Origin of the sequence: Streptomyces apocyni (genome assembly GCF_009739465.1) — a bacterium.
Lineage (GTDB): Bacteria > Actinomycetota > Actinomycetes > Streptomycetales > Streptomycetaceae > Streptomyces > Streptomyces apocyni.
In genome coordinates this window covers 78,134-99,067 of sequence record NZ_WHOM01000052.1, presented here as the reverse complement: position 1 = coordinate 99,067, position 20,934 = coordinate 78,134, and the positions used below count along the sequence as shown (strand labels likewise).

Genomic DNA, 20,934 nt, shown 5'->3' with positions numbered 1-20,934 from the left:
CGTCAATCGACTGGCCCGACGGACAGCATTCGCTACGATCGGGCCATGCCCGCCTTGCCCACCCCGACCGCCCAGCCAGCCCCCGCACCCCACCGCGTCGTCGTCCTAGCCCTGGACGGCCTGCTCCCCTTCGAACTCGGCATCCCGCACCGCGTCTTCGGCCGCGCCAAGGACCTCACCACCGGCCACCCCGGCCACCCCCTGTACGAGATCATCACCTGCTCGATCCGGCCGCCAGGACCGGTCCGTACGGACTCCGACTTCGCCGTACTCGTCGAGCACGGCCCCGAGGCGCTGGCCACGGCCGACACCGTCGTCGTCCCCGCGTCGTACGAGCTCGGACCGGTGTACGAGGAGGGGCGGCTGACGCCGGAACTGAGCGCCGCGCTCGCGCACCTCAGGCCCGGCACCCGAATGGTCGCCATCTGCACCGGTGGGTACGTCCTGGCCGCGGCCGGTTACCTCGACGGGCATCCCGCCACCACCCACTGGTCATCGGCCGAGCACTTCCAACGGCTCTTCCCTCGCGTCAAGGTCGACGCGGACGTCCTCTTCGTCGACGACGGCGACGTCCTGACCTCCGCTGGCGTCGCCGCGGGCATCGACCTCTGTCTGCACATCGTGCGCCGCGACCACGGCACGGCGGTCGCCAACCACGTAGCCCGCTACACCGTTGTACCGCCCCATCGGGACGGCGGGCAGGCCCAGTTCATCCAACGGCCGGTGCCTGAGCCACGGTTGGCGACCACCACCGCCGCGCGGGCCTGGGCGCTTGGCCGCCTGCACGAACCGATCCAGCTGCGCGACATGGCCGAGCAGGAGTCCATGTCGGTACGGACCTTCACGCGCCGCTTCCGCGAGGAGACGGGCGTCAGTCCTGGTCAGTGGCTCACCCAGCAGCGGGTGGAGCGGGCCAGGTATCTGCTGGAGAGCACCGGGCTCTCCATGGACCAGGTCGCGCGGGACGCGGGTTTCGGCACGGCGCAGTCGATGCGGCAGCATGTGCAGGGGGCGCTTGGGGTGACGCCTACGGCGTACCGGCGCACGTTCCGGACGGCGGCGGCCGGATAGCTGGAACTCACCCGAACGTCAGCACCCCCCGCGCCAACCGCCCCTGCTCCGCGTCGTCCACCGCCTTCGCGAAGTCCTCCACCGGGTACGTCTCCGTCACCAGTTCGTCCAGGAGCAGCCGACCCTGCCGGTACAGCTCCGCGTAGAGCGCGATGTCCCGTTGCGGCCGCGACGCCCCATAGCGGCAGCCAAGGATCGACTTGTCCAGGAACAGGTTCGCGGGGACGAAGGTCGCCTCGGCCTTGGGGCCTGGCATCCCGAGCAGGACGGCCTGCCCGTGCCGGTCCAGCAGGTCCACGGCCTGACGGATCAGCCGCGGACTGCCAACGCATTCGAAGACGTGGTCCGCGCCGTTCGGCAGGATCTCCCGTACGGCGGCTGAGGTGTCCGCGGACTGCGACGCGTCGATGAAGTGCGTGGCCCCGAACTGCCGCGCCATCGCCTCCTTCGCCGGGTTCGCGTCCACCGCCACCACCGTGAGCGCGCCCGCGAACCGCGCACCCTGAAGGACGTTGAGCCCGACCCCGCCCGCGCCGATCACCACCACGCTGTCACCACGGTCCACGCGTGCGCGGTTGAGTACGGCACCGACGCCCGTCAGCACCGCGCACCCGATGAGCGCGGCTGAGGTCAGCGGAATGTCCTCGGGAATCCTCACCGCCTGTACGGCCTTCACCACCGTCCGCTCCGCGAAAGCCGAGTTGGACGCGAACTGGTACACCGGCCGCCCGCCACGCGAGAACGGCTGGCCCGGCATACCGATCGCCCTACGGCACATCGTGGGCCGCCCCCGGTCGCACTCCGCGCAGGCCCCGCAGTTGGCGAGCGTGGACAGCGCCACATGGTCACCCGGCGCCACGTGGGAGACGCCGGGCCCGACCGACTCGACGACCCCCGCGCCCTCGTGCCCGAGCACCACGGGCCGCGGGAAGGGAATCGTGCCGTCGATGACCGACAGGTCGCTGTGGCACAGCCCCGCCGCGGCTACCGCGACCATGACTTCACCGGGCCCGGGGTCACGTATCTCCAGGTCATCGACCACCTGGGTGTGCTTGCCGTCGAACAGAACGCCTCTCACCGAACGCCTCCCTTGGGCTCCTTGGGCAGACCGAGCACGCGCTCGGCGATGATGTCGCGCTGGATCTCGTCCGAGCCGCCGTAGATCGTGTCGGCCCGGGTGAAGAGGAACAGCCGCTGCCAGGCGTCCAGTTCGTACGCCCGCTCGCCGCTCCAGTCGTACGGGCCGACGGTCGCGGAAGCGCCGCGCACCTGCATCGCCAGCTCCCCCAGGCGCTGATGCCAGCCGCCCCACAGCAACTTGGCCACGCTGGGCGCGCCTGGGTGGGACGGCTCGCTCGAACTGCCCAGCGTGCGCAGGGCGTTCCAGCGCATGGTGCGCAGCTCGGCCCACTGTCGTACGAGGCGGTCCTTGAGCACGGGATCAGCAGCCGTGGCACGCGCCGCCTCGCGCAGTACGCCCGACAGTTCCTCGGCGAAGCCGATCTGCTGCACGAGCGTGGAGACCCCGCGTTCGAGCGCGAGCAGGCCCATGGCGACGGACCAGCCGTTGCCCTCGCCGCCGACGATGTCCTCGGCCGCCGCCACGGCCCCGTCGAAGAAGACTTCGTTGAACTCGCTCGTGCCGGTGAGTTGGGTGATCGGCCGCACCTCGATACGGCCCGGCTGGTCCATCGGCACCAGCAGCAGCGACAGGCCCCGGTGCCGCCGCGCGCCCGCCTCGGTTCTGGCCAGGACGAAGCACCAGTCGGCTTCGCGCGCGAGTGAGGTCCAGGTCTTCTGCCCGGTGACGCGGTAGGTTGCCCTACCGGAAGTTGCCTTGCCGTCGTGGGCGACGTCGCGGCGTGCGGTCGTACGGACCCCGGCGAGGTCCGACCCCGCGCCCGGTTCGCTGTAGCCCTGGCACCACAGCGTCTCGCCGCGGGCGATGGGCGGGAGGAAGCGGCGTCGCTGGTCCTCGGTGCCGTACGCGAGGAGCGTGGGGGCGAGGAGGTTCTCGCCGATGTGGCCGTAGCGGGCGGGGGCCCTGGCGCGGGCGTACTCCTCCGCCCAGACGACCTGTTGGGTGAGCGTGGCAGTCCTGGCCGCCTGCTGGCGCCGGTACGCGGCGTCCCAGCCGATGCCGATCCAGCCGCCCGCGCCTAGCTCGCGCTCCCAGGCGCGGCGGGCTTCGGCGCCCTCGTGTTCGCTGCCGGGGCCTCCTTGGCCCGCGGCGTCGGCGAACGCGTCGGTGAGGTGCGCCTGGAGCCAGCTGCGGGCGTCCTGGCGGAACGCGTCGTCCGCCGCGTCGAAGCCGAACTCCACGGTGCTTCCTCCAGATTGTGGGACCGCTTGTCCGGCCGCCTGCGGCGCCGGATGCGGGGCCGGATGGGGGGCCGGATGCGGGGCCGGTCGGGATTCACGCGTTGGGCCGCGCCTTGCGCGCCGCCGCCTCGGCCATCGCCTCCAGTTGAGCGAGCATCGGCATCGGGTCCGTGCCCACCGTTCCCGGGAGGAAGTCCGCGATCTTGGACGGGGTCCAGCCCCCGTCCGCGTACCCGGCCCGTAGCTCCCGTGGCTGGGCCCACACCGCGATCTTCGGTCCGGCGATCGTGTACACCTGCCCGGTGATCTTCTCTTCGCGGGCCCGCTCGCTCAGCAGGTACACCACCAGGGCCGCGACGTCTTCCGGCTCGCCGATCTCCGTCAGCTCCACGGGGACGTTGGCGGACATCCGGGTACGGGCGACGGGGGCTATCGCGTTCGCCGTGACCCCGTACTTGTGCAGCCCCAGGGCCGCGCTCCGCACCAGCGAGATGATGCCGCCCTTGGCCGAGGCGTAGTTGGCCTGCGAGACGCTGCCCTGGTGGTTTCCGCTGGTGAACCCGATCAGCGTGCCGGTGCCCTGCTTGCGCATCAGCGCCGATGCCGCGCGGAACACCGTGAAGGTGCCCTTGAGGTGCGTGGCGATTACCGGGTCCCACTCCTCCTCCGACATGTTGAACAGCATCCGCTCGCGCAGAATCCCGGCCACACAGACGGCGCCGTCCAGGCGCCCGAACTCCGTCTGCGCCACGTCCACGACCCGTTGGCCACCCGCCATGGTCGAGATGTCGTCGGCGACGGCGACCGCTTCGCCGCCCGCCGCCTGGATGTCCTTGACCACGGACTCGGCTATCTCGCTCGCCGGTTCACCGCCGTCGATGGAGACGCCGTAGTCGTTCACCACGACCTTCGCGCCTTCGTTCGCGGCGGCCAGCGCGACCGCCCGTCCGATGCCCCGACCGGCTCCGGTGACGGCGATGACCTTGCCTGCCAAGAAGTTCCCCACGCCCGGCCCCTTCCCCAGGTTTCTGACGGACCGTTAGATTCTTGAGTCATCGGACGAGAAAGCGCAAGACGCAGGCACGACGCAGCGCGAGATCACGCGAGATCACGCGGAGATCAGGAGGCCCACATGCCAGCCGCCGACGAACCGCAGCCCCCGTCCCTCCCACCGGAGTTCCACGACATCGCCAAGCGCGTGAACAACTGGGGCCGTTGGGGTGCCGACGACGAGATCGGCACCCTGAACCTCATCACCGACGAGGTCGTACGGCAGGCCGCGGCCGAGGTCAGGACCGGGCGCCGGGTCCCCCTCGCGCTGCCGCTTCAGCAGGACGGGGTGCAGACGGGGGTGATCCCGGGGCGGATCAATCCGTTCCACAGCATGGTGCAGATCAACCAGGAGCTGTTCGGCCCTGGCACGGTCGCCTGTAGCGACGACGCCGTGACCATGGGGCTCCAGGCGGCCACCCACTGGGACGCGCTCACCCATGTCTCACACTCGGGGCGGCTCTACAACGGGCGGCCAGCGGACACGATCACCGCGCACACCGGCGCCAGGTTCAGCGGCATCGACAAGGCCGGGCCTCTCGTCTCGCGCGGCGTCCTGCTGGACATCGCCCGCGCCAAGGGCCTGGACCGGCTACCGGGCGGCCATGGCGTGACCCCGGAAGACCTGGCCGAGGCCGAGGAGTTCGCGGGGGTCACCGTGCGCTCGGGCGATATCGTCCTCGTACGGACCGGGCAGATGCAGGTCTACCTGTCCGGCGACAAGCACGCGTACGGGTACCCGTCGCCGGGGCTGTCGGTCCGCACCCCCGAGTGGTTCCACGCGCGGGATGTCGCGGCGGTCGCCAATGACACGCTGACCTTTGAGATCTTTCCGCCGGAGATCGAGAACCTGTGGCTGCCCGTACACGCGCTCGACCTGGTCGAGATGGGCATGCTGCAGGGGCAGAACTTCCAGCTCGAAGAGTTGTCCACAGCCTGTGCACAAGAATCCCGCTATACGTTCCTGCTGTCGGCCGTACCGGAACCCTTCGTCGGTGCGACGGGCAGCCCGGTCGCTCCCGTGGCCACGCTCTGAGCAGCGGTGCCCTGGTGAGCGGTACCTGAGGAACGGTGCCTGAGGAACGGTGGCGGCGCGCGCCTGGCGCCCCGAGCACGGCAGTGCGCGCCGCCATCACTCCGGCTGGCGCCGAAGCACGACCCGCGCTCGCCAAGCCGGACCTGACCCCGCCTCAGGCCCCCTCGACGTCCCCTCACGGCGCATCGCTGGACACCAGAGTGATCAGCCGATCACGCCACGTCAATACCTGCCCGGCGTTCTGTTCGGCTATGCCGGAAAAGCGACAGCGCACGCTGGTCGCACCTGACCGGCGCTCGCGACCTCGCGGCGATCCACCTGGCGGTCCGCCTGGCGATCCACCTGGCGGTCCGCCTGGCGATCCCTCTGGCAGTCCGCCTGGCGGTCCACCTCGCACCAGATGCGCTTGCCCGCGCCCTCGGGCTGCCAGCCCCAGCGCGAGGCGAGTCCGTCGACGAGTTCGAGGCCTCTGCCGTGGGTCGCGTCCCCGTCGGCGTGCCGGGGCTGGGGCGGCCGGTTGCTGATGTCGGCCACCTCGACCCGTACCGTCCCCGGGCTCTCCGCGAGGACACCGGGGAGCCGCAGGCTCAGCACGGCGGGCTCGCCGGTGTGCACGACGGCGTTGGTGACCAGCTCCGACACGATCAGGATCACTGACTCGGCCAACGTCTCATCCAGCTCTATCCCGGAGCGGGCCAGCCACACCTTGACCCACCTACGGACGCGGCCTACCTCAGCAGGGTCCGCCCCGACCTCCGTCTGTACCTGAAGCACCTGCACCGCTCACACCATCCGAACCGGCGGACACATCGCCTCGTGTCTCCATGGGATCACGGAGCGTGATCCCCGTACGAGACAGCATGGTTGACGTACAGTCACCCCAACAAGCGCTTCAGGCATATTCCAGCGCGAAGGAGTACGCGTGCGGCATACTGTGCGACGCGCTTGCCGGGGACTCGAACAGCACGGCGCGCTGCACCGCCATGCCCTGCGAGCGGTGCGCATCGCCGCTTCCGGGGCCGCCAGTCGGGCAACACCGGTATGGCTCACCATCAGAACCACTCGCATCCCACGGAGCGTACCGGAGCGAGGGCCCGACTCCGTGCCGTGACGAGCGCGCCCAGGACACGGGTCGATATCGACGCTGTGTAGTCAGCCTGTTCGACACTCCTCACCGCGCGCCTCACAGCGCGGCCGCCAGCATCTCCTCCGCCTCGCCCGCGGACCATCCCAGCTCGGCGCGCAGCCAGGCCCGCTTGAGGTGCAGATGGACGTCGGCTTCCCAGGTGAAGCCCATGCCGCCGTACACCTGGAGACAGTCGCGCGCGTTGTCGACCGCCGCCTCGTCGGCGAGCAGCGCGGCAGCCGCGATCTCCCGTACGTCACCGGTCACGGCCGCCGCGTACACCGCGCCGCGTGCCACCTCGGCCCGTACCAGCATCTGCGCGCACAGGTGTTTGACTGCCTGGAAGGCGCCGATCGGCTGTCCGAACTGCTCTCGCTCCTTGGCGTATTGGACGGCCATCTCGCAGGTACGGGCGGCGCTGCCGAGCTGCTCGGCGGCGGTGAGGAGCGGGCCTACGGGGCTGGTGCCGGGCCCCGTGGCCTCAGGCACCCGGTGCAGCGGGGTCGTCGGGTCCACCGACCGCACCGGTACGGCCCCGGCCACCCTGACCACCCCGCCCTCGGCCGCCTCGTCCCGCCGTACGACATCCGCCGCGTTCAGCCAGGGGACCAGCCCCCGCGACACCTCGGTGACCACCGTCTCCCCCGACGCGGCCCCAGGCACCTCGCCCGCCGCGAGATGCGTGGCCACCAGGGGCCCCGGCAGCAGCACCCGCCCCGCCTCCTCGAAGACCAGCACCGCCTCGGGCAACCCGAGTTCGGCGCCGCCCTCGCTCTCCGGCAACCGCAGCGAGAAGAACCCGGCCGCGCCCAGCTCCCGCCACAGGCCCCGGTCAAGCGCGGGTTCGGCGTCACCGGCAGCGAGCCCAGGAGCGGCAGCGTCCCCAGGAGCGGCAGCGGCCCGTAGCGCCTCCCGCCCGAAGCGGCGCCGCAGCATCTCCCGCACTCCCGCCCGCAACGCACGCTGGTCATCCGTCAGTTGGAAGTCCATGGACCCGCCTCACCGCCCCTTCGGCAGGCCGAGTATCCGCTCGGCGACGATGTCGCGCTGGATCTGCGACGTACCGGCCGCGATCGTGTACGAGAGTGCCGAGAGCCGGTCCAGATTCCACTCCCGCGCCAGGTCCAGGCTGTCAGGTCCGAGTACGGCCGCCGCCGTGTCGTACAGCTCCTGGCGGGCGTGCGAATAGCGGAGCTTGAAGACCGAGCCGCCGGTCCCCGGGACGCCCCCCGTACGTTGGTGCTGCGCCTCGCTCACGTTCCACTGCGTGAGCCGCCACAGCGCGCCGAACTCCGCGCTCAGCCTCCCGAGCCTCCGGCGCAGTACGGGATCATCCCAACGGCCGTTCTTCCGCGCCTCGGCGGCGAGCTGCCCAAGCGTACGGCGGCAGGCCACGACCTCCCCCACGAAGGCCGTGCCCCGCTCGAACGACAGCGTGACCATGGTGACCCGCCAGCCGTCGTGCTCCGCGCCCACCCGGTTCGCCACCGGCACCCGCACCTCGTCCAGGAACATCTCGGCGAACTCCGTCGAACCCGCGAGGGTACGCAGCGGCCGTACGGTGACGCCCGGCGCGTCCATCGGCATCGCGAGCCAGGAGATCCCCCGGTGCTTGGGCGCGTCGGGGTCGGTGCGCACCAGCAGTTCGCACCAGTCGGCCACCTCGGCGTGCGAGGTCCAGATCTTGGTGCCGCTGACGACGTACGCGTCACCGTCCCGTACGGCGCGTGTCCGCAGCGAGGCCAGGTCAGACCCCGCGTCCGGCTCGCTGAACCCCTGGCACCAGACCTCGTCGCCGCGCAACACCGGCGGCAGCCACCGGGCGCGCTGGTCCGCGGTGCCTACGGCGGCGATGGTCGGCCCGGCGTGCAGCAGCCCGACGAAGTTGGCGCCGACGTACGGGGCGCCCGCGCGTTCGGTCTCCTCCAGGTAGATCAGGTGCTGGGTGGGTGTCGCGCCCTGCCCTCCGGCGTCCACCGGCCAGTGCAGGCCCGCGTATCCGGCGTCGTACAGCATCCGCTGCCAGCCGAGGTCGTACGCCCGGCGCCCGGGCCAGTCGTCGGGGGCGGGGCGGGGCGGCAGCTTCGGCAGCACGCGCTGGAGCCACGCGCGCAGCCGCGCCCGGAAGTCTTCCTCTTCGGCGGTGTAGGTGAGGTCCACTCCCAGCCTGCCTAGGTGTCGAGGTCGAGGCTGAGCATGCGGATGGCGTTGCCGCGCATCAGCTTGTAGACGGTCGCGTCGTCCAGGCCCTTCACATGGTCGAGCGCGACCTCTTTCGTATGCGGGAAGGTCGAGTCGACGTGCGGATAGTCGGTCTCGAAGGTGGCGTTGTCGCGCCCGACGACGTCCAGGGATGCCACGCCGTGCTTGTCGCGGAAGAAGCAGCAGAACATCTGGCGGTAGTAGTACGTGGACGGCGGTTCGGGGATCAGGTCCCGGACCCCGCCCCAGGCACGGTGTTCCTCCCACACGTCGTCGGCGCGCTCCAGGGCGTACGGGATCCACCCCATCTGGCCTTCGCTGTACGCCAGCTTGAGCTGCGGGAACTTCACCAGGACGCCGGAGAAGAGGAAGTCCATCATCGAGGCCATGGCGTTGTTGAAGCTGAGCGCGGCCTGCACGGCGGGTGGCGCGTCCGGGGACGCGGCGGGCATCTGCGAGCTGCTGCCGATGTGCATGTTGACGACGGTGCCGGTCTCCTGGCAGACGGCGAAGAAGGGGTCCCAGTAGCCGGAGTGGATGGAGGGGAGCCCGAGGTAGGTGGGGATCTCGGAGAAGGTGACGGCCCGGACTCCCCGCGCGGCGTTGCGCCTGACCTCGGCGACGGCGAGCTCGATGTCCCAGAGCGGGATGATGCAGAGCGGGATCAGGCGGCCGCCGCTGTCGCCGCACCACTCCTCCACCATCCAGTCGTTGTACGCGCGTACGCAGGCGAGCGCGACCTCCTTGTCGTGCGCCTCGGCGAAGGTCTGGCCGCAGAAGCGCGGGAAGGTGGGGAAGCAGAGGGACGCCTCGACGTGGTTGAGGTCCATGTCGGCGAGCCGGGCCGCCGGGTCCCAGCAGCCTCGGCGCATCTCAGCCCTGGTGATGCCCTCCAGGGTCATGTCGTCACGGTCGAAGCCGACGGCGGCGATGTTGCGTTTGTACGGGAACTTGAGGTCTTCGTAGATCCACCAGTCGGTGGGCGGCCCGTCCGGGTCCATGGTGATGACGTACTTGCCGCCGGTGTACTCGAGCTCGCCGATGCCCGCGGTGAGGGACTTGGGCCCACGGTCCTGGTATTTCTTCGGCAGCCAGGTCTCGAAGAGGTGTGCGGGCTCGATGACGTGGTCGTCGACGCTGATGATCCGAGGTAGTTCCATCGGGTTCCCCTCTTCGGCGTAACTGCCGGACGTATCTGATGGACCGTCAGAAAGAGGCTAGCCCTCCGAGGTCTGGACCGACAAGGCGCCGAGGCCTACGCTCTCGCCACAATCTGACAGCCCATCAGTTACGGAGGGTTCGCGATGAGCGCCAGCGACGACGACACCGCACACGCCGACGCACACGCCCACACGCTGGACGCGTCGCCCACCCTCTGGGAACTGATCAGCCGGCGCGCCGCACTCACCCCGGACCGCGCCGCCCTGATCCAGGCCGAGGCCGACCCCGCCGACGACCGGGCCCTGACCTTCGGTGAGCTGCGGACCCGCGCGGAGCGCGTCGCGGCGGGCCTGTACGACATGGGCGTACGCCCCGGCACGGTGGTGGCCTGGCAGCTGCCCACCCGCATCGAGACCGTGCTGCTCTCCGCCGCGCTGACCCGCATAGGCGCGGTCCAGACCCCGCTGATCCCCTTCTACCGGGACCGTGAGGTGGGCTTCGCGCTGCGCGAGTCCGGCGCGGACTTCTTCGGCTCGCCCGGGATGTGGCGGGGCTTCGACCATACGGCGATGGCCCGGCGACTCGGCGCGCGCGGCATCTTCGCGGCGTACGACACGCTGCCGGACGGCGACCCGTCCGTACTCCCCCGCACCCCAACACCCACACCCACACCCACCTCCGGGACGGAGGTGCGCTGGATCTACTGGACCTCGGGGACGACCTCCGACCCCAAGGGCGTACTGCACACCGACCGTTCCCTCATCGCGGGCGGCTCCTGCCTGGCGCACGCGCTGCGCCTGTCGGGAGACGACATCGGCTCCATCGCCTTCCCCTTCGCGCACATCGGCGGGCCCGACTACCTGGTGATGCTCCTGTTGTACGGGTTCCCCGCCGTCCTCTTCGAGAAGTTCGTCCTCCCGGACGCGCTGGACGGCTACCGCAGGCACGGAGTGACGACGGCGGGCGGCTCCACGGCCTTCTACTCCATGTTCCTGGCCGAGCAGCGCAAACAGCCGACCGGCCAGCCACTGATCCCCACCCTGCGGCTCCTGGCGGGCGGTGGCGCGCCCAAGCCACCGGAGCTCTACGATGCGGTCCGCGCGGAGCTGGGCTGCCAACTCACGCACGGCTACGGCATGACCGAGGTCCCGATGATCACCATGGGCTCCCCGGACGACACCCGGGTGAACCTGGCCACCACCGAGGGCCGCCCCCCGCCCGGCATGGAGATCCGCATCACGGACCCGGAGGGCAAACCGCTCGCCACCGGCACCGAGGGCGAGGTACGCCTACGCGGCGAGGCCGTCTGCCGCGGCTACCTCGACCCGGCCCAGACCGCCGCCGCCTTCGACGCGGACGGCTTCCTCATCACCGGCGACCTGGGCCGCCTCACCGCGAGCGGCCACCTGGTCCTCACCGGTCGCCTCAAGGACGTCATCATCCGCAAGGGCGAGAACATCTCCGCCACGGAGATAGAGAACCTGCTCCACCAGCACCCCGCCGTCGGTGACGCGGCGGTCATCGGCCTCCCGGACGCGGAGCGCGGGGAACGCGTCTGCGCGGTCGTCGAACAGCCGCCGCACGCACCCGAGTTGACGCTGCCCGAGATCACGGCCTACCTCCGCGAGGCGGGCCTGTCCGTACACAAGCTCCCAGAGCAGTTGGAGCTGGTGGCCGCGCTCCCCCGCAACGAGACCCTGCGCAAGGTCCTCAAGTACAAACTGCGGGAGCGGTTCGGGGCACCGCCCGGAGGGCCGTCCGCGGAGAGGTAGGCCTGACTCCGGCCGGGTGGTGCGGGTGGTGCGGGTGGCGCCCGTGAAGCCCCACCTCACGCCTCCGACTCACTCCTCCGGCTCAGGCGTGGTGAAGTACGCCGCGAAGGCGGCCAGTACGCGGTCCTCCGTCGCGATGCGGCCGTTGCCGTCCAACAGCGCCTTCGCCGCCGTCGCCGCTGCCTCGGGGGCCACGCCAAGGGCCCGCAGCGCGCGTTCGGCGGCCTCGGCGGTGGCGCCCTGGCCGTCTTCGTCGGCTACGGCGATCGCGCCACGGAGGAAGGGGCGGGCGATCTCGGCGAAGCGCTCGGGGTTGTCCCGTAGGCGCTTCACCGCTCCGGTGACGAACTCGTCGCGAGAGACCCGCTGGTCGCCGTCCACATCCGCGATGCCCGCCATGCCCTGCCAGAGCGCCTCGGCGCCGATGTACAGCGACTGGCCCTTGTCGCTACGGGCCGGCGTGCCGAACTCGGCGAGCAGCGCCTTGGCGGCGGTGCCGAAGTCTTCACGGGCGATGTAGCCGTTGCGGTCCTGGTCGAAGTTCGCGAAACGGGCGGCGATCCTGCGCTCGTACTCTGCGCTGTCCATCTCAGCCTCACTGCTCGGTGATGCACGTCGTCGGTCTCGTCGGAGCGTACGTCGCGCATCCGCCGCCAGGGCCGCAGTGGTGCGGGTTTGTGTCACAGCCGGTGAGGTTCCGCTACATCTCGGATTGGACACGAGCACCCATAACACTTGACCCTTAGGTTAGGCACACCTTATCTATAGGGGGCTCACAGACTCCGAGGAAGGCACCACCCATGAGACGCCCCACCGCTCGCAGCATCACCGCCGTCGCCGCGGTCGCACTCCTCGCCCCGCTCATGGCCGCCTGCGGCGGCAACGACAAGGACTCCGACACCGGCTCCGGCTCCGACTCCGGTACGAAGGCCAAGGACAAGGCCTCCGGCCAGACCCTGACCATCTACTCCGGCCGCAACGAGGACCTGATCGCCCCCCTCTTGGAGAAGCTGGAGAAGGCCACCGGCAACAAGGTCGAGGTCCGCTACGGCGGCAGCGCCGAGCTCGCCGCCCAGCTCCTGGAGGAGGGCGGCAAGACCGATGCCGACCTGTTCCTGTCCCAGGACGCCGGTGCGCTGGGCGCGCTGGCCAAGGAGGGCCGCCTCGCGGACCTGCCGCAGGCATCCCTGGACAAGGTCGACAAGGCGTTCCGCGCCGAGGACGGCAGCTGGGTCGGCGTCTCCGGGCGCGCCCGGGTCATCGCGTACGACCCGGCGAAGGTCAAGAAGGTCCCGGACAGCGTGCACGACCTGACCAAGCCCGAGTGGAAGGGCAAGGTCGCCTACGCCCCGACCAACGCCTCCTTCCAGGCGTTCGTCACCGGTATGCGCGTCCTCGAGGGTGACGACGCCACCCGCAAGTGGCTCAAGGACTTCAAGGCCAACGACCCGCAGGTGTACGAGAAGAACACCCCGGTGCTCGCCGCCGTCAACGACGGCAAGGCCGAGCTGGGCCTGATCAACCACTACTACTGGTACGAGAAGGTCGCCGAAGAGGGCGCCGACAAGGTCAAGGCCAAGCTGCACTACCCGACCAAGGGCGACGCGGGCGCGCTGGTGAACGTCGCGGGCGTCGGCGTCCTCAAGGGCAGTGGCGAGAGCGCCGCCGCCGAGAAGGCCGTCGACTTCCTGCTCTCCGAGGAAGCGCAGACGTACTTCAGCGACGAGACCAAGGAGTACCCGGTCGCCGCTGGCGTGAAGAGCAACGTCGAGGGGCTGCCGCCGCTGGACTCCATCGACGCTCCCGACATCGACCTGAGCAAGCTGGAGTCCCTGGAGCAGACCCTGAAGATGCTTCAGGAAGCCGGAATGGTCTGATACCGAGATGAGCAACGCGGGGACCGGGGGCACCAGCGCGACCAACGCCCCATCGGAACCCGGTCGCACCACCTCACGCCCGGGCGGCGCTTCGGCGCCGTCCGGGCGCGGGCGCGCCGGGGGACTGTTGGAGTGGCGCGGCGGAAGGGCGGGGCGTGAACGGCCGGGACGTGAACGGCCGGGACGTGGTGGACGCGGGGGCTCGGGTGGTGGAACTGGCCGCCGACCGCCGTTTCTGCTGCTCGCGGCCGCCAGCGCGGCCGCCGCGCTGGCCCTGCTACCGCTGATCTACCTGGGCGTACGGGCGCTGGAGCACGGCCCCGGCTTCGCCTGGGACGTCGTCGCCACCGAGCGCACCGTCGAACTGCTCGGCCGCAGCGTGGGGCTCGCGGCGGTGGTCGTCGGCGGCTGCCTGCTGCTCGGGATCTCGCTGGCCTGGCTGACGGTACGGACCGCCCTGCCCGGCGCCCGGGCCTGGTCGGTGCTGGCCACGCTGCCGCTCGCCGTACCGAGCTACGTCGCGGCCTTCGCCTGGACCTCCGCATCGCCCGACCGCGCCACCGGTTTCACCGGCGCGGCCCTAGCGCTCACCCTGGTCAGCTACCCGTACGTCTATCTCCCGGTCGCCGCCGCGCTGCGCGGCATCGACCCGGCGCAGGAGGAGGCCGCGCGCTCGCTCGGGCACGGCGCGCTGAGCACCTTCCTGCGCGTCACGCTGCCCCAACTGCGGCCCGCGGCAGCCGGTGGCGGACTGCTGGTCGCGCTGTATGTGCTGTCCGACTTCGGCGCGGTGTCGATCATGCGGTACGAGACGTTCACGCAGGCCATCCACACCTCGTACAAGGCCAGCTTCGACCGGACTCCGGCCGCCGCGCTCAGCGTCGTCCTGGTCCTGATGACGGTGCTCCTGGTCGCCGCCGAGGCCCGCACCCGGGGCCGCGCGGGCCACTCCCGTACCGGTGGGGGCGCCGCGCGGCCCGCTGCCCCGACCCGCCTGGGCGCGTTCACGGTGCCCGCGCTCGGCTGGTGCTCGCTGGTCGCCGCGGCCGGGGTGCTCTTCCCGGCCGGGACCCTCGCGTACTGGCTGTCCGTCGGCAACTCCCGCACCTGGGACCCGGCGCGGCTGCTGGAGACCGGCTGGACCACGCTGTACGTCGCCGCGCTGGGCGCCGTCCTCACCGCCGCGCTCGCGCTGCCCGTCGGGGTGCTCGCGGCCCGCTACCGGGGGCGCGCCGCGCATCTGCTCGAGCAGGCCGCCTACGCCGGTCACGCCGTACCCGGTATCACCGTCGCCCTCTCCCTGGTCTTCCTCGCGGTCCGCTACGCGTACCCCGTCTACCAGGAACTCCCGCTCCTCATCGCCGCGTACGCCGTGTTGTTCCTGCCGGTCGCCGTCGGCGCGACCCGGGCCGCCGTACTGCAGGCGCCCCCGGTGCTGGAGGACGTCGCCCGCTCGCTGGGCCGGGGCCCGCTGCGGGTCCTGCGCGAGGTCACGGTGCCGCTGGCCGCGCCGGGGATCGCCGCCGGGGCCGCGCTCGCCTTCGTCGTCTGCATGAAGGAACTCCCGGCGACGCTGCTGCTGCGCCCTACCGGCATGGACACCCTCGCCACCCGCCTGTGGACGGAGACCGAGACCGCGTCGTACGCCGCCGCCGCGCCGTATGCCGCCGTCCTCATCCTGATCGCCGCCGTCCCGTCGTACCTCCTCGGAAGGCACCGCTCATGAAGCCACGGGCCGCGAAGCCATCGCCCACGAAGCCACCGGCCGCGAAGGGATCGCCCATGAAGCCACGGGCCGCCACGAGTGACCTGCGGATCACCGGACTCACCAAGTCCTACGGCACGGGCGAGCGGGAGCGGGTCCTGGACGGCCTCGACCTCACTGTGCCCGCCGGGCAACTGGCCGCCGTACTCGGCCCGTCCGGCTGCGGCAAAACCACGATGCTGCGGATCGTCGCGGGCTTCCTGCGCGCCGACGGGGGCACGGTCGAGGTCGGCGGCGAGGTCGTCGCCGGGCCCGGCGGGCAGCACCTGCCGCCCGAGCAGCGCCGGATCGGCATCGTCCCCCAGGAAGGCGCGCTCTTCCCGCACTTGACCGTGGCCCGCAACGTGGCCTTCGGCCTGACCCACACCCCGCGCGCCGAACGCCGCGTACGCACCGAGGAGATGCTCGACCTGGTCGGCCTTCCCGGCTACGGCACGCGCATGCCGCACGAACTCTCCGGCGGCCAGCAACAACGCGTCGCCCTGGCCCGCGCGCTGGCCCCCGCCCCCGTCATCGTCCTCCTGGACGAGCCCTTCAACGCACTGGACAGCGCGCTGCGGGCAGGCGTACGAGCCGACGTCCGCGCCGCGCTCCGCGCCACCAACTCCACCGGCGTCCTGGTCACCCACGACCAGCAGGAGGCGCTGTCCTGCGCGGACCTGGTGGCGGTCGTACGGGACGGCCGGGTCGCCCAGTGCGGCACCCCGGAGGAGGTCTACCGCCGCCCCACCGACCCGTGGGTCGCCGACTTCGTGGGCGACGCGGTGCTGCTGCCGGGCACGGCGGAGGGGGCGACGGTCGGCACGGCGCTGGGCCGGATCCCCCTGGCGCCCACACCCACACCCACATCCTCACCCGCACCCTCACCCTCCTCCTCGTCCGCTGCGAATGGTCACGCTCAGGGGATCGTCGTCCTGCGCCCCGAGCAACTCACGATGACGTCACCGTCGGCCGCTGGCTCGAGGCGGGGCACGGTCGTCGACGTCCGCTTCTACGGCCACGACGCGATGGTGACGGTCGCGGTACCGGGCCTGGACACGCCGGTGTCGGTACGGGTCGCGGGCCCGGCCGGGGTACGGCCCGGCGAGGAGACGGGCATCGCGGTCACAGGCGAGGCAGTCTTGCACCCGGCTGCGAGCTAGATGAGTTTTGCCGTCCCGGACGGTCTCATCACCGCAACCAACTGCAGCCAGACGCCACAGGAGGAACAGGTGCCTACTCAGCCCCAGCCTCAGCCTCAGCTACTGAGAGTCCAAAACTTCACCGTCTCGAGCGACGGAATCAGCGCAGGTGAGGACCAGACCCTCGAGCGTCCGTTCGGCCATGTCGATCCCGAGCGGCTGTTCGCCTGGGCAGGCGCCACGGCGAGCTGGCCCATGCGCGCCGACGCCGGGGGAACCCGGGGCCTCGACGACTACTTCATCCGCGACTTCGCGCACAACATCGGCGCCGAGATCATGGGCCGCAACAAGTTCGGCCCCCAGCGCGGGCCCTGGCAGGACCACGAGTGGCAGGGCTGGTGGGGTGCCGAACCCCCCTTCCACACCCCGGTGTTCGTCCTGACCCACCACGAGCGCCCTTCGTTCACACTCTCCGACACCACGTTCCACTTCGTCGACGCCGACCCGGCCACGGTCCTTGAGCAGGCGAGAAAGGCGGCGCAGGGCAAGGACGTCCGCCTCGGTGGCGGGGCCACCACCATCCGGGAGTTCCTCGACGCCGACCTCGTCGACACCCTGCATGTGGCGGTCTCACCGGTGAAGCTCGGGTCCGGGATCCGCCTCTGGGAGTCCCCCGATGAGCTGCTCGACCGGTTCCACCTGGAGGTCGTCCCCAGCCCGAGCGGCATGACGCACCACCTGTTCTGGCGGAAGTGACACGGCTTCAGGGCTGAAGCAGGTCGCCCACGGCCGCCACCGCTGACTCTTCGGTGGCCGTGGCCGCGCCGGTGGCGGTGGCGGTGGCGGGCGGTAGGCCGAGTACGCCCCGGGTCGCGCGTTCGGTGAGTTCGACGTCGAACGGGGCGCGCCCGGCGAGTTCGATCCCGAGCGCCTCGAGCGTCGCGAGGTAGGCCTGCGCCGTCTCCGTCGGCGGCGGCCCGGCGGGGATCGAGCCGCTCGCGCGACCAGCCGCGATCAGATCGGCACACTCGACAGTGACGCGGCCGACCGCCTCGGTGAGCGCCCGGCCGACCGGGTGGTCCTCCCGCTCGGCGAACTCCACACGCAGGACCAGCATGACGCGGGCTACCTCCTGGCGGCAGAAGACGGCGTGCCGCCGCGCGATCGCGAGGAGCGCCTCGACAGGTTCGGTCTCGTCAGCGCCCAGCTGTCCGACCTCGGCCTGCCATGTCTCCTCCACCCACCGCACGACCGCGAGGGCGAGTTCCTCCTTGTTGGCGAACAGGTGGTACAGCGCACCACGGGTATACCCGGCCTCGCTGGCCACCTGCGCCAGGGCCAGGTTGGCGTACCCGTACTTGGACAGCCCACGCGCCGCGGCCTCCAGGAGGGCACCACGGGACCGAGCACGCCGATCCGCCTGCGACTGCCGCGGCCCACTACCCGCCTTTGCTTCCTTCCCTGCCTCCGCCATCACACAACCCCACATACATACATGCCTGTATGTTACCTTGCGGGCGAGGAAACAGCGAAGGAGGTCGGGCGTATGCGGAACGACATGGATGGCAGCGCACCGCTCATAACCCAGCAGCGCTCCATTCCCAAGCCGATTCACGCGCTCAGCACCCTCATCCACCCCCACTACGTCGACTTCACCGCCATGACGTACGCGGACGACGACAGGTCGGCCGAGCAGTGGGCCAGAGACGCGTTCGAGGAGGCGTTCCGCAGCCGCGCCGGACGGTTCGTCCTGGGCGGGCTGCTCAGATTCCGTCTGGCGCGGACGCCGTCACCGAACCATGTGGGCGGACTGCGAATCGCGGAACGCGGTGACACCGGCACCTGGCTCAGGCTGGAGGCAGCGTCCTGGCTGCTGACCACCCACCTGGTCATCCAGGCCGACGGCCAGCAGGTGTCGATGGCCACGCTGACCCGCTACCACCACCGCATCGCCCGCCCGTTGTGGCAAACACTGTCCGGCAAACACCGCCGAGAGGCACAGCTCCTGCTGCGCGAGGCACACAAACGGAAGTCAGCCCAGGCATGAGCACGTGAACGAACAAACGGCAGACAGCCAAACGGATGGACCAGTGATCAGCAACGCAGCCGCTGCCGCTGCCGCCCTCACCCTCACACTCGTGGTGATCGGCGTATTCCACTTCATCTGGGCTTTCACGCCCTGGCCTTGGGACGACCCAGTCACCTTCACCAAGACGATCGCCGGCACGGACGACGGCGTGATGCCGCCCACCCTGGCCTCCGTCCTGGTGGGCGTCGCCCTGATCGGCTCCGGCGTGCTGACCCTCATGGTCAACGACACCATCCCAGGCATCGGTCCCAACTGGCTCCAGCTGACAGGCCTGTTCACCTTCGCTGTGGTCATGTTCGCCCGAGGCACAGGCGGCTACCTCATGAACTCGGGTGCCGCCGCGGAGTTCCAGCGCTGGAACTCCACTGTCTACTCGCCGCTGTGCCTCGTACTATGCCTTCTCTCACTGGTGGTGGCGGTGACAGCGCTCCGCCGATAGGACAGCCGCCAGGGCGCCCAACGGTCGGACCGTACCGAGCTCAGGCCAGGGCCCCGGGCAGAGCCCCCGGACGGGGGCCCTGGCCCCGAGGAAGGCTCAGCGCTTGAGCGTGAAGGTGAAGTCGCTGGAGAGCTTGCCGCTCAGCCGAACCGCCGAAACGATCTTCCCCTCCGCGACCAGTCGCTCCACCTCGGCCCGCGAGAGACCGCAACCGTCGGCGATCAGCCGGACCGGCCGGACAGGAATCCGCGCCGCGAAACGGACGGAAACGTCGATCACCTCGCGGTCCAGGTGATCCGACCCACCCGTGTCGAGGCGCCACGCGCCCGCCCAGTCGAGGGCGATGCGATTACGGCGCCGCACAACCGGGTCCTTGAGCAACTCAGCCGCCAGCCCAGGATCGTTGTCATGCATCCGATCCAACAGCTCAGCTCGTACGGAGCGCACATGCATCCGCTCCCAGACCGTGAGCTTCGCCGTGTCCCCGCAAGCGGTACAGAGCACGAGGAGCCAGGCATCGAGGAGCTTGTGGTTCGCGTTGACGCGAAATTTGCCGTTCGCCCGGAAGCGCTCGGACGCGCACGCGTGGCAACGGCGGAGAACGGTAGGCAGGCAGGTGGGCATGACCACCCAGCTATTGAGCACAGGGGTACACCGGTTTCAGTGAGAAGTCCGCAGCAAAAAGGAGCGCGGCGCGGCACAGCGCACATGCGCGACGCGCGACACGTCAGCTCTCGGGAGGTCTCACAGGGTGTACAACGGCACGTCCTTGCCTAGGCGACTTGGCTCGGCAGCACGGTAGCGGCGCACTGCGGCGCTGATCCACTGGTTTTCGCGCACGACCGCCTGCGCCTTTGCAGGACCTTGGGAGGGGCTTGCCTTACTCCAGAGGTAATCGCCTCGGCAGGTTCGCGCTGACAAGATCGGCAGCCTCTCCGCGTCGGCGAGGCGCGGACCAGGAGGGGAGAGGTTCGCCATGTCGATAGCCACACCTACCAGCACGCGCACCGTGGTTGAGGAACTGCTGCGCAGGATCGGCGAGGGTGACCCCGAGCGCATCTCCGAGCTGTACGCGGAGCGGGGCGATTGGAAACTGAGCTGGCCGGAAGCTGAGCACGGCCACACTGCCACGCCGTGGATCCGTCGCCGGTCCACCCGAGCCGACGCGGCCGCCCACTATCGCGAGCTTGCCGAGTACCACGTTCCGGAACACGTCGCGACGGAGGTCGAGCGCATCCTCATCGACGGAGACGAGGCGGTCGTGCTCGGCGAAATCCGCCAAACCGCCCGGCCGACCGGACGTGCGTATCGCGCGCGATTCGCCCTGCACCTCACCATCAAAGACGGCCTCGTCACCCGCCACCACGTCTACGAGGACAGCCTTGCTGTCGCCCGGGCATTCGAGGCGGAGACGCAATAAACACGCACCCCAGGGGGTGGGCGTTGAACGGGGGAGCGTCGAAGTGAGCCGGGTTGGTTGGGGCGGGGGCGGGTCGGTGTCGTGGTGGGCCAGTACCGCAGTGGGCACCGGTGGCCGCCCGGTCCGTCCGATGATGGCAGGTCCGGCCCGGGCATCAAGGGCGCTCCCTACGGTCGCGTCGGCTCCGCCGATTCCGCTACCGCTCCACCCTTGACACCCGACCCGGACCCGCAAGGCTGAGGTACACCGGGCGGCCCAAAAAGCAGGGCAGCGGGACGGGTAGGGGGCGGCGGGCGTTTGCATGCCGGGTGCGGACTAGTTGTTGGGGCGCACGAGGGAAGTGGGTGGCCCGACACCGGCTCAGCGGCTGCGGCTGGTGGGGGTGTCCGGTGCGCACGAGGGGGCGAGGTGGTGCCGCCCCGGCTTAGCGGCTGCGGGCGGTGGGGGGCGCGGGTGCGCACGAGTGGGGGTGGGTGGTGCGGC

At 70.7% G+C, this 20,934-nt stretch carries 20 protein-coding genes; 10 read left to right on the top strand and 10 right to left on the bottom strand.

The window, feature by feature from the left end; all coding sequences use genetic code 11:
• Positions 1-45 precede the first annotated feature (45 nt).
• Entirely contained in the window at positions 46-1,071 is a 1,026-nt protein-coding gene (locus GCN81_RS14710) for a GlxA family transcriptional regulator (protein ID WP_156725040.1), read from the top strand.
• A 7-nt stretch (positions 1,072-1,078) separates the two neighbouring features.
• Here GCN81_RS14710 and GCN81_RS14705 read toward each other — a convergent pair whose 3' ends face one another.
• The 3 genes from GCN81_RS14705 to GCN81_RS14695 all read right to left on the bottom strand — a co-directional run bounded on the left by GCN81_RS14705 (position 1,079) and on the right by GCN81_RS14695 (position 4,399).
• A complete protein-coding gene (locus GCN81_RS14705) occupies positions 1,079-2,149 on the bottom strand; it encodes a Zn-dependent alcohol dehydrogenase (protein ID WP_156725039.1) in 1,071 nt (356 codons plus the stop codon).
• Positions 2,146-3,393 carry an acyl-CoA dehydrogenase family protein gene (locus GCN81_RS14700; protein WP_156725038.1) on the bottom strand — a complete coding sequence of 416 codons (1,248 nt, stop codon included), beginning with the start codon at positions 3,391-3,393 and terminating at the stop codon, positions 2,146-2,148. The genes GCN81_RS14705 and GCN81_RS14700 overlap by 4 nt, the downstream gene beginning before the upstream one ends.
• 94 nt (positions 3,394-3,487) lie before the next feature.
• Entirely contained in the window at positions 3,488-4,399 is a 912-nt protein-coding gene (locus GCN81_RS14695) for an SDR family oxidoreductase (protein ID WP_156725037.1), read from the bottom strand.
• Between the two features lie 126 nt (positions 4,400-4,525).
• On the opposite strand from GCN81_RS14695, the gene GCN81_RS14690 reads away from it, so the two are divergent.
• The gene (locus GCN81_RS14690; protein ID WP_156725036.1) at positions 4,526-5,479 is read left to right on the top strand and encodes a cyclase family protein; all 954 of its coding nucleotides are present in this window, start codon (positions 4,526-4,528) and stop codon (positions 5,477-5,479) included.
• Between the two features lie 249 nt (positions 5,480-5,728).
• Here the strand turns inward: GCN81_RS14690 and GCN81_RS14685 are convergent, their stop codons facing one another.
• From GCN81_RS14685 to GCN81_RS14670, 4 genes are all read right to left on the bottom strand, one after another.
• Positions 5,729-6,259, bottom strand: a complete 531-nt coding sequence (locus tag GCN81_RS14685; RefSeq protein ID WP_156725035.1) for an ATP-binding protein — start codon at positions 6,257-6,259, stop codon at positions 5,729-5,731.
• 403 nt (positions 6,260-6,662) lie between these two features.
• Positions 6,663-7,595 (bottom strand): acyl-CoA dehydrogenase family protein, encoded by a 933-nt coding sequence (locus GCN81_RS14680; RefSeq protein WP_156725034.1) that lies wholly within the window; start codon positions 7,593-7,595, stop codon positions 6,663-6,665.
• Positions 7,596-7,604: 9 nt separating this feature from the next.
• Positions 7,605-8,765, bottom strand: a complete 1,161-nt coding sequence (locus GCN81_RS14675; protein WP_156725033.1) for an acyl-CoA dehydrogenase — start codon at positions 8,763-8,765, stop codon at positions 7,605-7,607.
• Positions 8,766-8,776: 11 nt separating this feature from the next.
• Positions 8,777-9,967, bottom strand: a complete 1,191-nt coding sequence (locus GCN81_RS14670) for an amidohydrolase family protein (protein ID WP_156725032.1) — start codon at positions 9,965-9,967, stop codon at positions 8,777-8,779.
• 144 nt (positions 9,968-10,111) lie between these two features.
• Between GCN81_RS14670 and GCN81_RS14665 the strand changes: the two genes are divergently transcribed.
• A complete protein-coding gene (locus tag GCN81_RS14665; RefSeq protein ID WP_156725031.1) occupies positions 10,112-11,740 on the top strand; it encodes a class I adenylate-forming enzyme family protein in 1,629 nt (542 codons plus the stop codon).
• 69 nt (positions 11,741-11,809) lie between these two features.
• On the opposite strand, the gene GCN81_RS14660 is transcribed toward GCN81_RS14665, so the two are convergent.
• On the bottom strand, positions 11,810-12,328 hold the full coding sequence (locus GCN81_RS14660) for an EF-hand domain-containing protein (protein ID WP_156725030.1): 519 nt from the start codon (positions 12,326-12,328) through the stop codon (positions 11,810-11,812).
• A 212-nt stretch (positions 12,329-12,540) separates the two neighbouring features.
• Here GCN81_RS14660 and GCN81_RS14655 point away from each other — a divergent pair, with 212 nt between their 5' ends.
• The 4 genes from GCN81_RS14655 (at position 12,541) to GCN81_RS14640 (ending at position 17,259) form a co-directional block, all read left to right on the top strand.
• A complete protein-coding gene (locus GCN81_RS14655; RefSeq protein WP_156725029.1) occupies positions 12,541-13,617 on the top strand; it encodes an iron ABC transporter substrate-binding protein in 1,077 nt (358 codons plus the stop codon).
• A 7-nt stretch (positions 13,618-13,624) separates the two neighbouring features.
• Positions 13,625-15,343: an ABC transporter permease gene (locus GCN81_RS14650; RefSeq protein ID WP_231626723.1), complete on the top strand. Its 1,719-nt coding sequence runs from the start codon at positions 13,625-13,627 to the stop codon at positions 15,341-15,343.
• A gap of 56 nt (positions 15,344-15,399) precedes the next feature.
• Complete coding sequence (locus GCN81_RS14645) at positions 15,400-16,524, top strand: ABC transporter ATP-binding protein (protein WP_156725028.1); 1,125 nt, start codon at positions 15,400-15,402, stop codon at positions 16,522-16,524.
• Positions 16,525-16,593: 69 nt separating this feature from the next.
• Positions 16,594-17,259 carry a dihydrofolate reductase family protein gene (locus GCN81_RS14640; protein ID WP_231626722.1) on the top strand — a complete coding sequence of 222 codons (666 nt, stop codon included), beginning with the start codon at positions 16,594-16,596 and terminating at the stop codon, positions 17,257-17,259.
• Between the two features lie 7 nt (positions 17,260-17,266).
• On the opposite strand, the gene GCN81_RS14635 is transcribed toward GCN81_RS14640, so the two are convergent.
• Positions 17,267-17,977, bottom strand: a complete 711-nt coding sequence (locus GCN81_RS14635; protein WP_156725026.1) for a TetR/AcrR family transcriptional regulator — start codon at positions 17,975-17,977, stop codon at positions 17,267-17,269.
• Between the two features lie 72 nt (positions 17,978-18,049).
• Between GCN81_RS14635 and GCN81_RS14630 the strand changes: the two genes are divergently transcribed.
• Both GCN81_RS14630 and GCN81_RS14625 read left to right on the top strand, forming a co-directional pair.
• Entirely contained in the window at positions 18,050-18,550 is a 501-nt protein-coding gene (locus GCN81_RS14630; protein WP_231626721.1) for a hypothetical protein, read from the top strand.
• 43 nt (positions 18,551-18,593) lie between these two features.
• Positions 18,594-19,031 (top strand): DUF3995 domain-containing protein, encoded by a 438-nt coding sequence (locus GCN81_RS14625; protein WP_231626720.1) that lies wholly within the window; start codon positions 18,594-18,596, stop codon positions 19,029-19,031.
• Positions 19,032-19,127: 96 nt separating this feature from the next.
• On the opposite strand, the gene GCN81_RS14620 is transcribed toward GCN81_RS14625, so the two are convergent.
• Complete coding sequence (locus GCN81_RS14620) at positions 19,128-19,655, bottom strand: DUF1062 domain-containing protein (RefSeq protein WP_231626728.1); 528 nt, start codon at positions 19,653-19,655, stop codon at positions 19,128-19,130.
• A gap of 352 nt (positions 19,656-20,007) precedes the next feature.
• Between GCN81_RS14620 and GCN81_RS14615 the strand changes: the two genes are divergently transcribed.
• The gene (locus GCN81_RS14615; RefSeq protein WP_156725024.1) at positions 20,008-20,451 is read left to right on the top strand and encodes a nuclear transport factor 2 family protein; all 444 of its coding nucleotides are present in this window, start codon (positions 20,008-20,010) and stop codon (positions 20,449-20,451) included.
• Positions 20,452-20,934 lie beyond the last annotated feature (483 nt).

Coding starts and splice junctions, on each gene's coding strand:
- GCN81_RS14620 (WP_231626728.1), bottom strand. CDS start 19,655: ATGCCCACCTGCCTGCCTACCGTTCTCCGCCGTTGCCACGCGTGCGCG.
- GCN81_RS14615 (WP_156725024.1), top strand. CDS start 20,008: ATGTCGATAGCCACACCTACCAGCACGCGCACCGTGGTTGAGGAACTG.
- GCN81_RS14680 (WP_156725034.1), bottom strand. CDS start 7,595: ATGGACTTCCAACTGACGGATGACCAGCGTGCGTTGCGGGCGGGAGTG.
- GCN81_RS14655 (WP_156725029.1), top strand. CDS start 12,541: ATGAGACGCCCCACCGCTCGCAGCATCACCGCCGTCGCCGCGGTCGCA.
- GCN81_RS14690 (WP_156725036.1), top strand. CDS start 4,526: ATGCCAGCCGCCGACGAACCGCAGCCCCCGTCCCTCCCACCGGAGTTC.
- GCN81_RS14630 (WP_231626721.1), top strand. CDS start 18,050: ATGCGGAACGACATGGATGGCAGCGCACCGCTCATAACCCAGCAGCGC.
- GCN81_RS14670 (WP_156725032.1), bottom strand. CDS start 9,967: ATGGAACTACCTCGGATCATCAGCGTCGACGACCACGTCATCGAGCCC.
- GCN81_RS14645 (WP_156725028.1), top strand. CDS start 15,400: ATGAAGCCACGGGCCGCCACGAGTGACCTGCGGATCACCGGACTCACC.
- GCN81_RS14635 (WP_156725026.1), bottom strand. CDS start 17,977: ATGGCGGAGGCAGGGAAGGAAGCAAAGGCGGGTAGTGGGCCGCGGCAG.
- GCN81_RS14665 (WP_156725031.1), top strand. CDS start 10,112: ATGAGCGCCAGCGACGACGACACCGCACACGCCGACGCACACGCCCAC.
- GCN81_RS14710 (WP_156725040.1), top strand. CDS start 46: ATGCCCGCCTTGCCCACCCCGACCGCCCAGCCAGCCCCCGCACCCCAC.
- GCN81_RS14660 (WP_156725030.1), bottom strand. CDS start 12,328: ATGGACAGCGCAGAGTACGAGCGCAGGATCGCCGCCCGTTTCGCGAAC.
- GCN81_RS14650 (WP_231626723.1), top strand. CDS start 13,625: ATGAGCAACGCGGGGACCGGGGGCACCAGCGCGACCAACGCCCCATCG.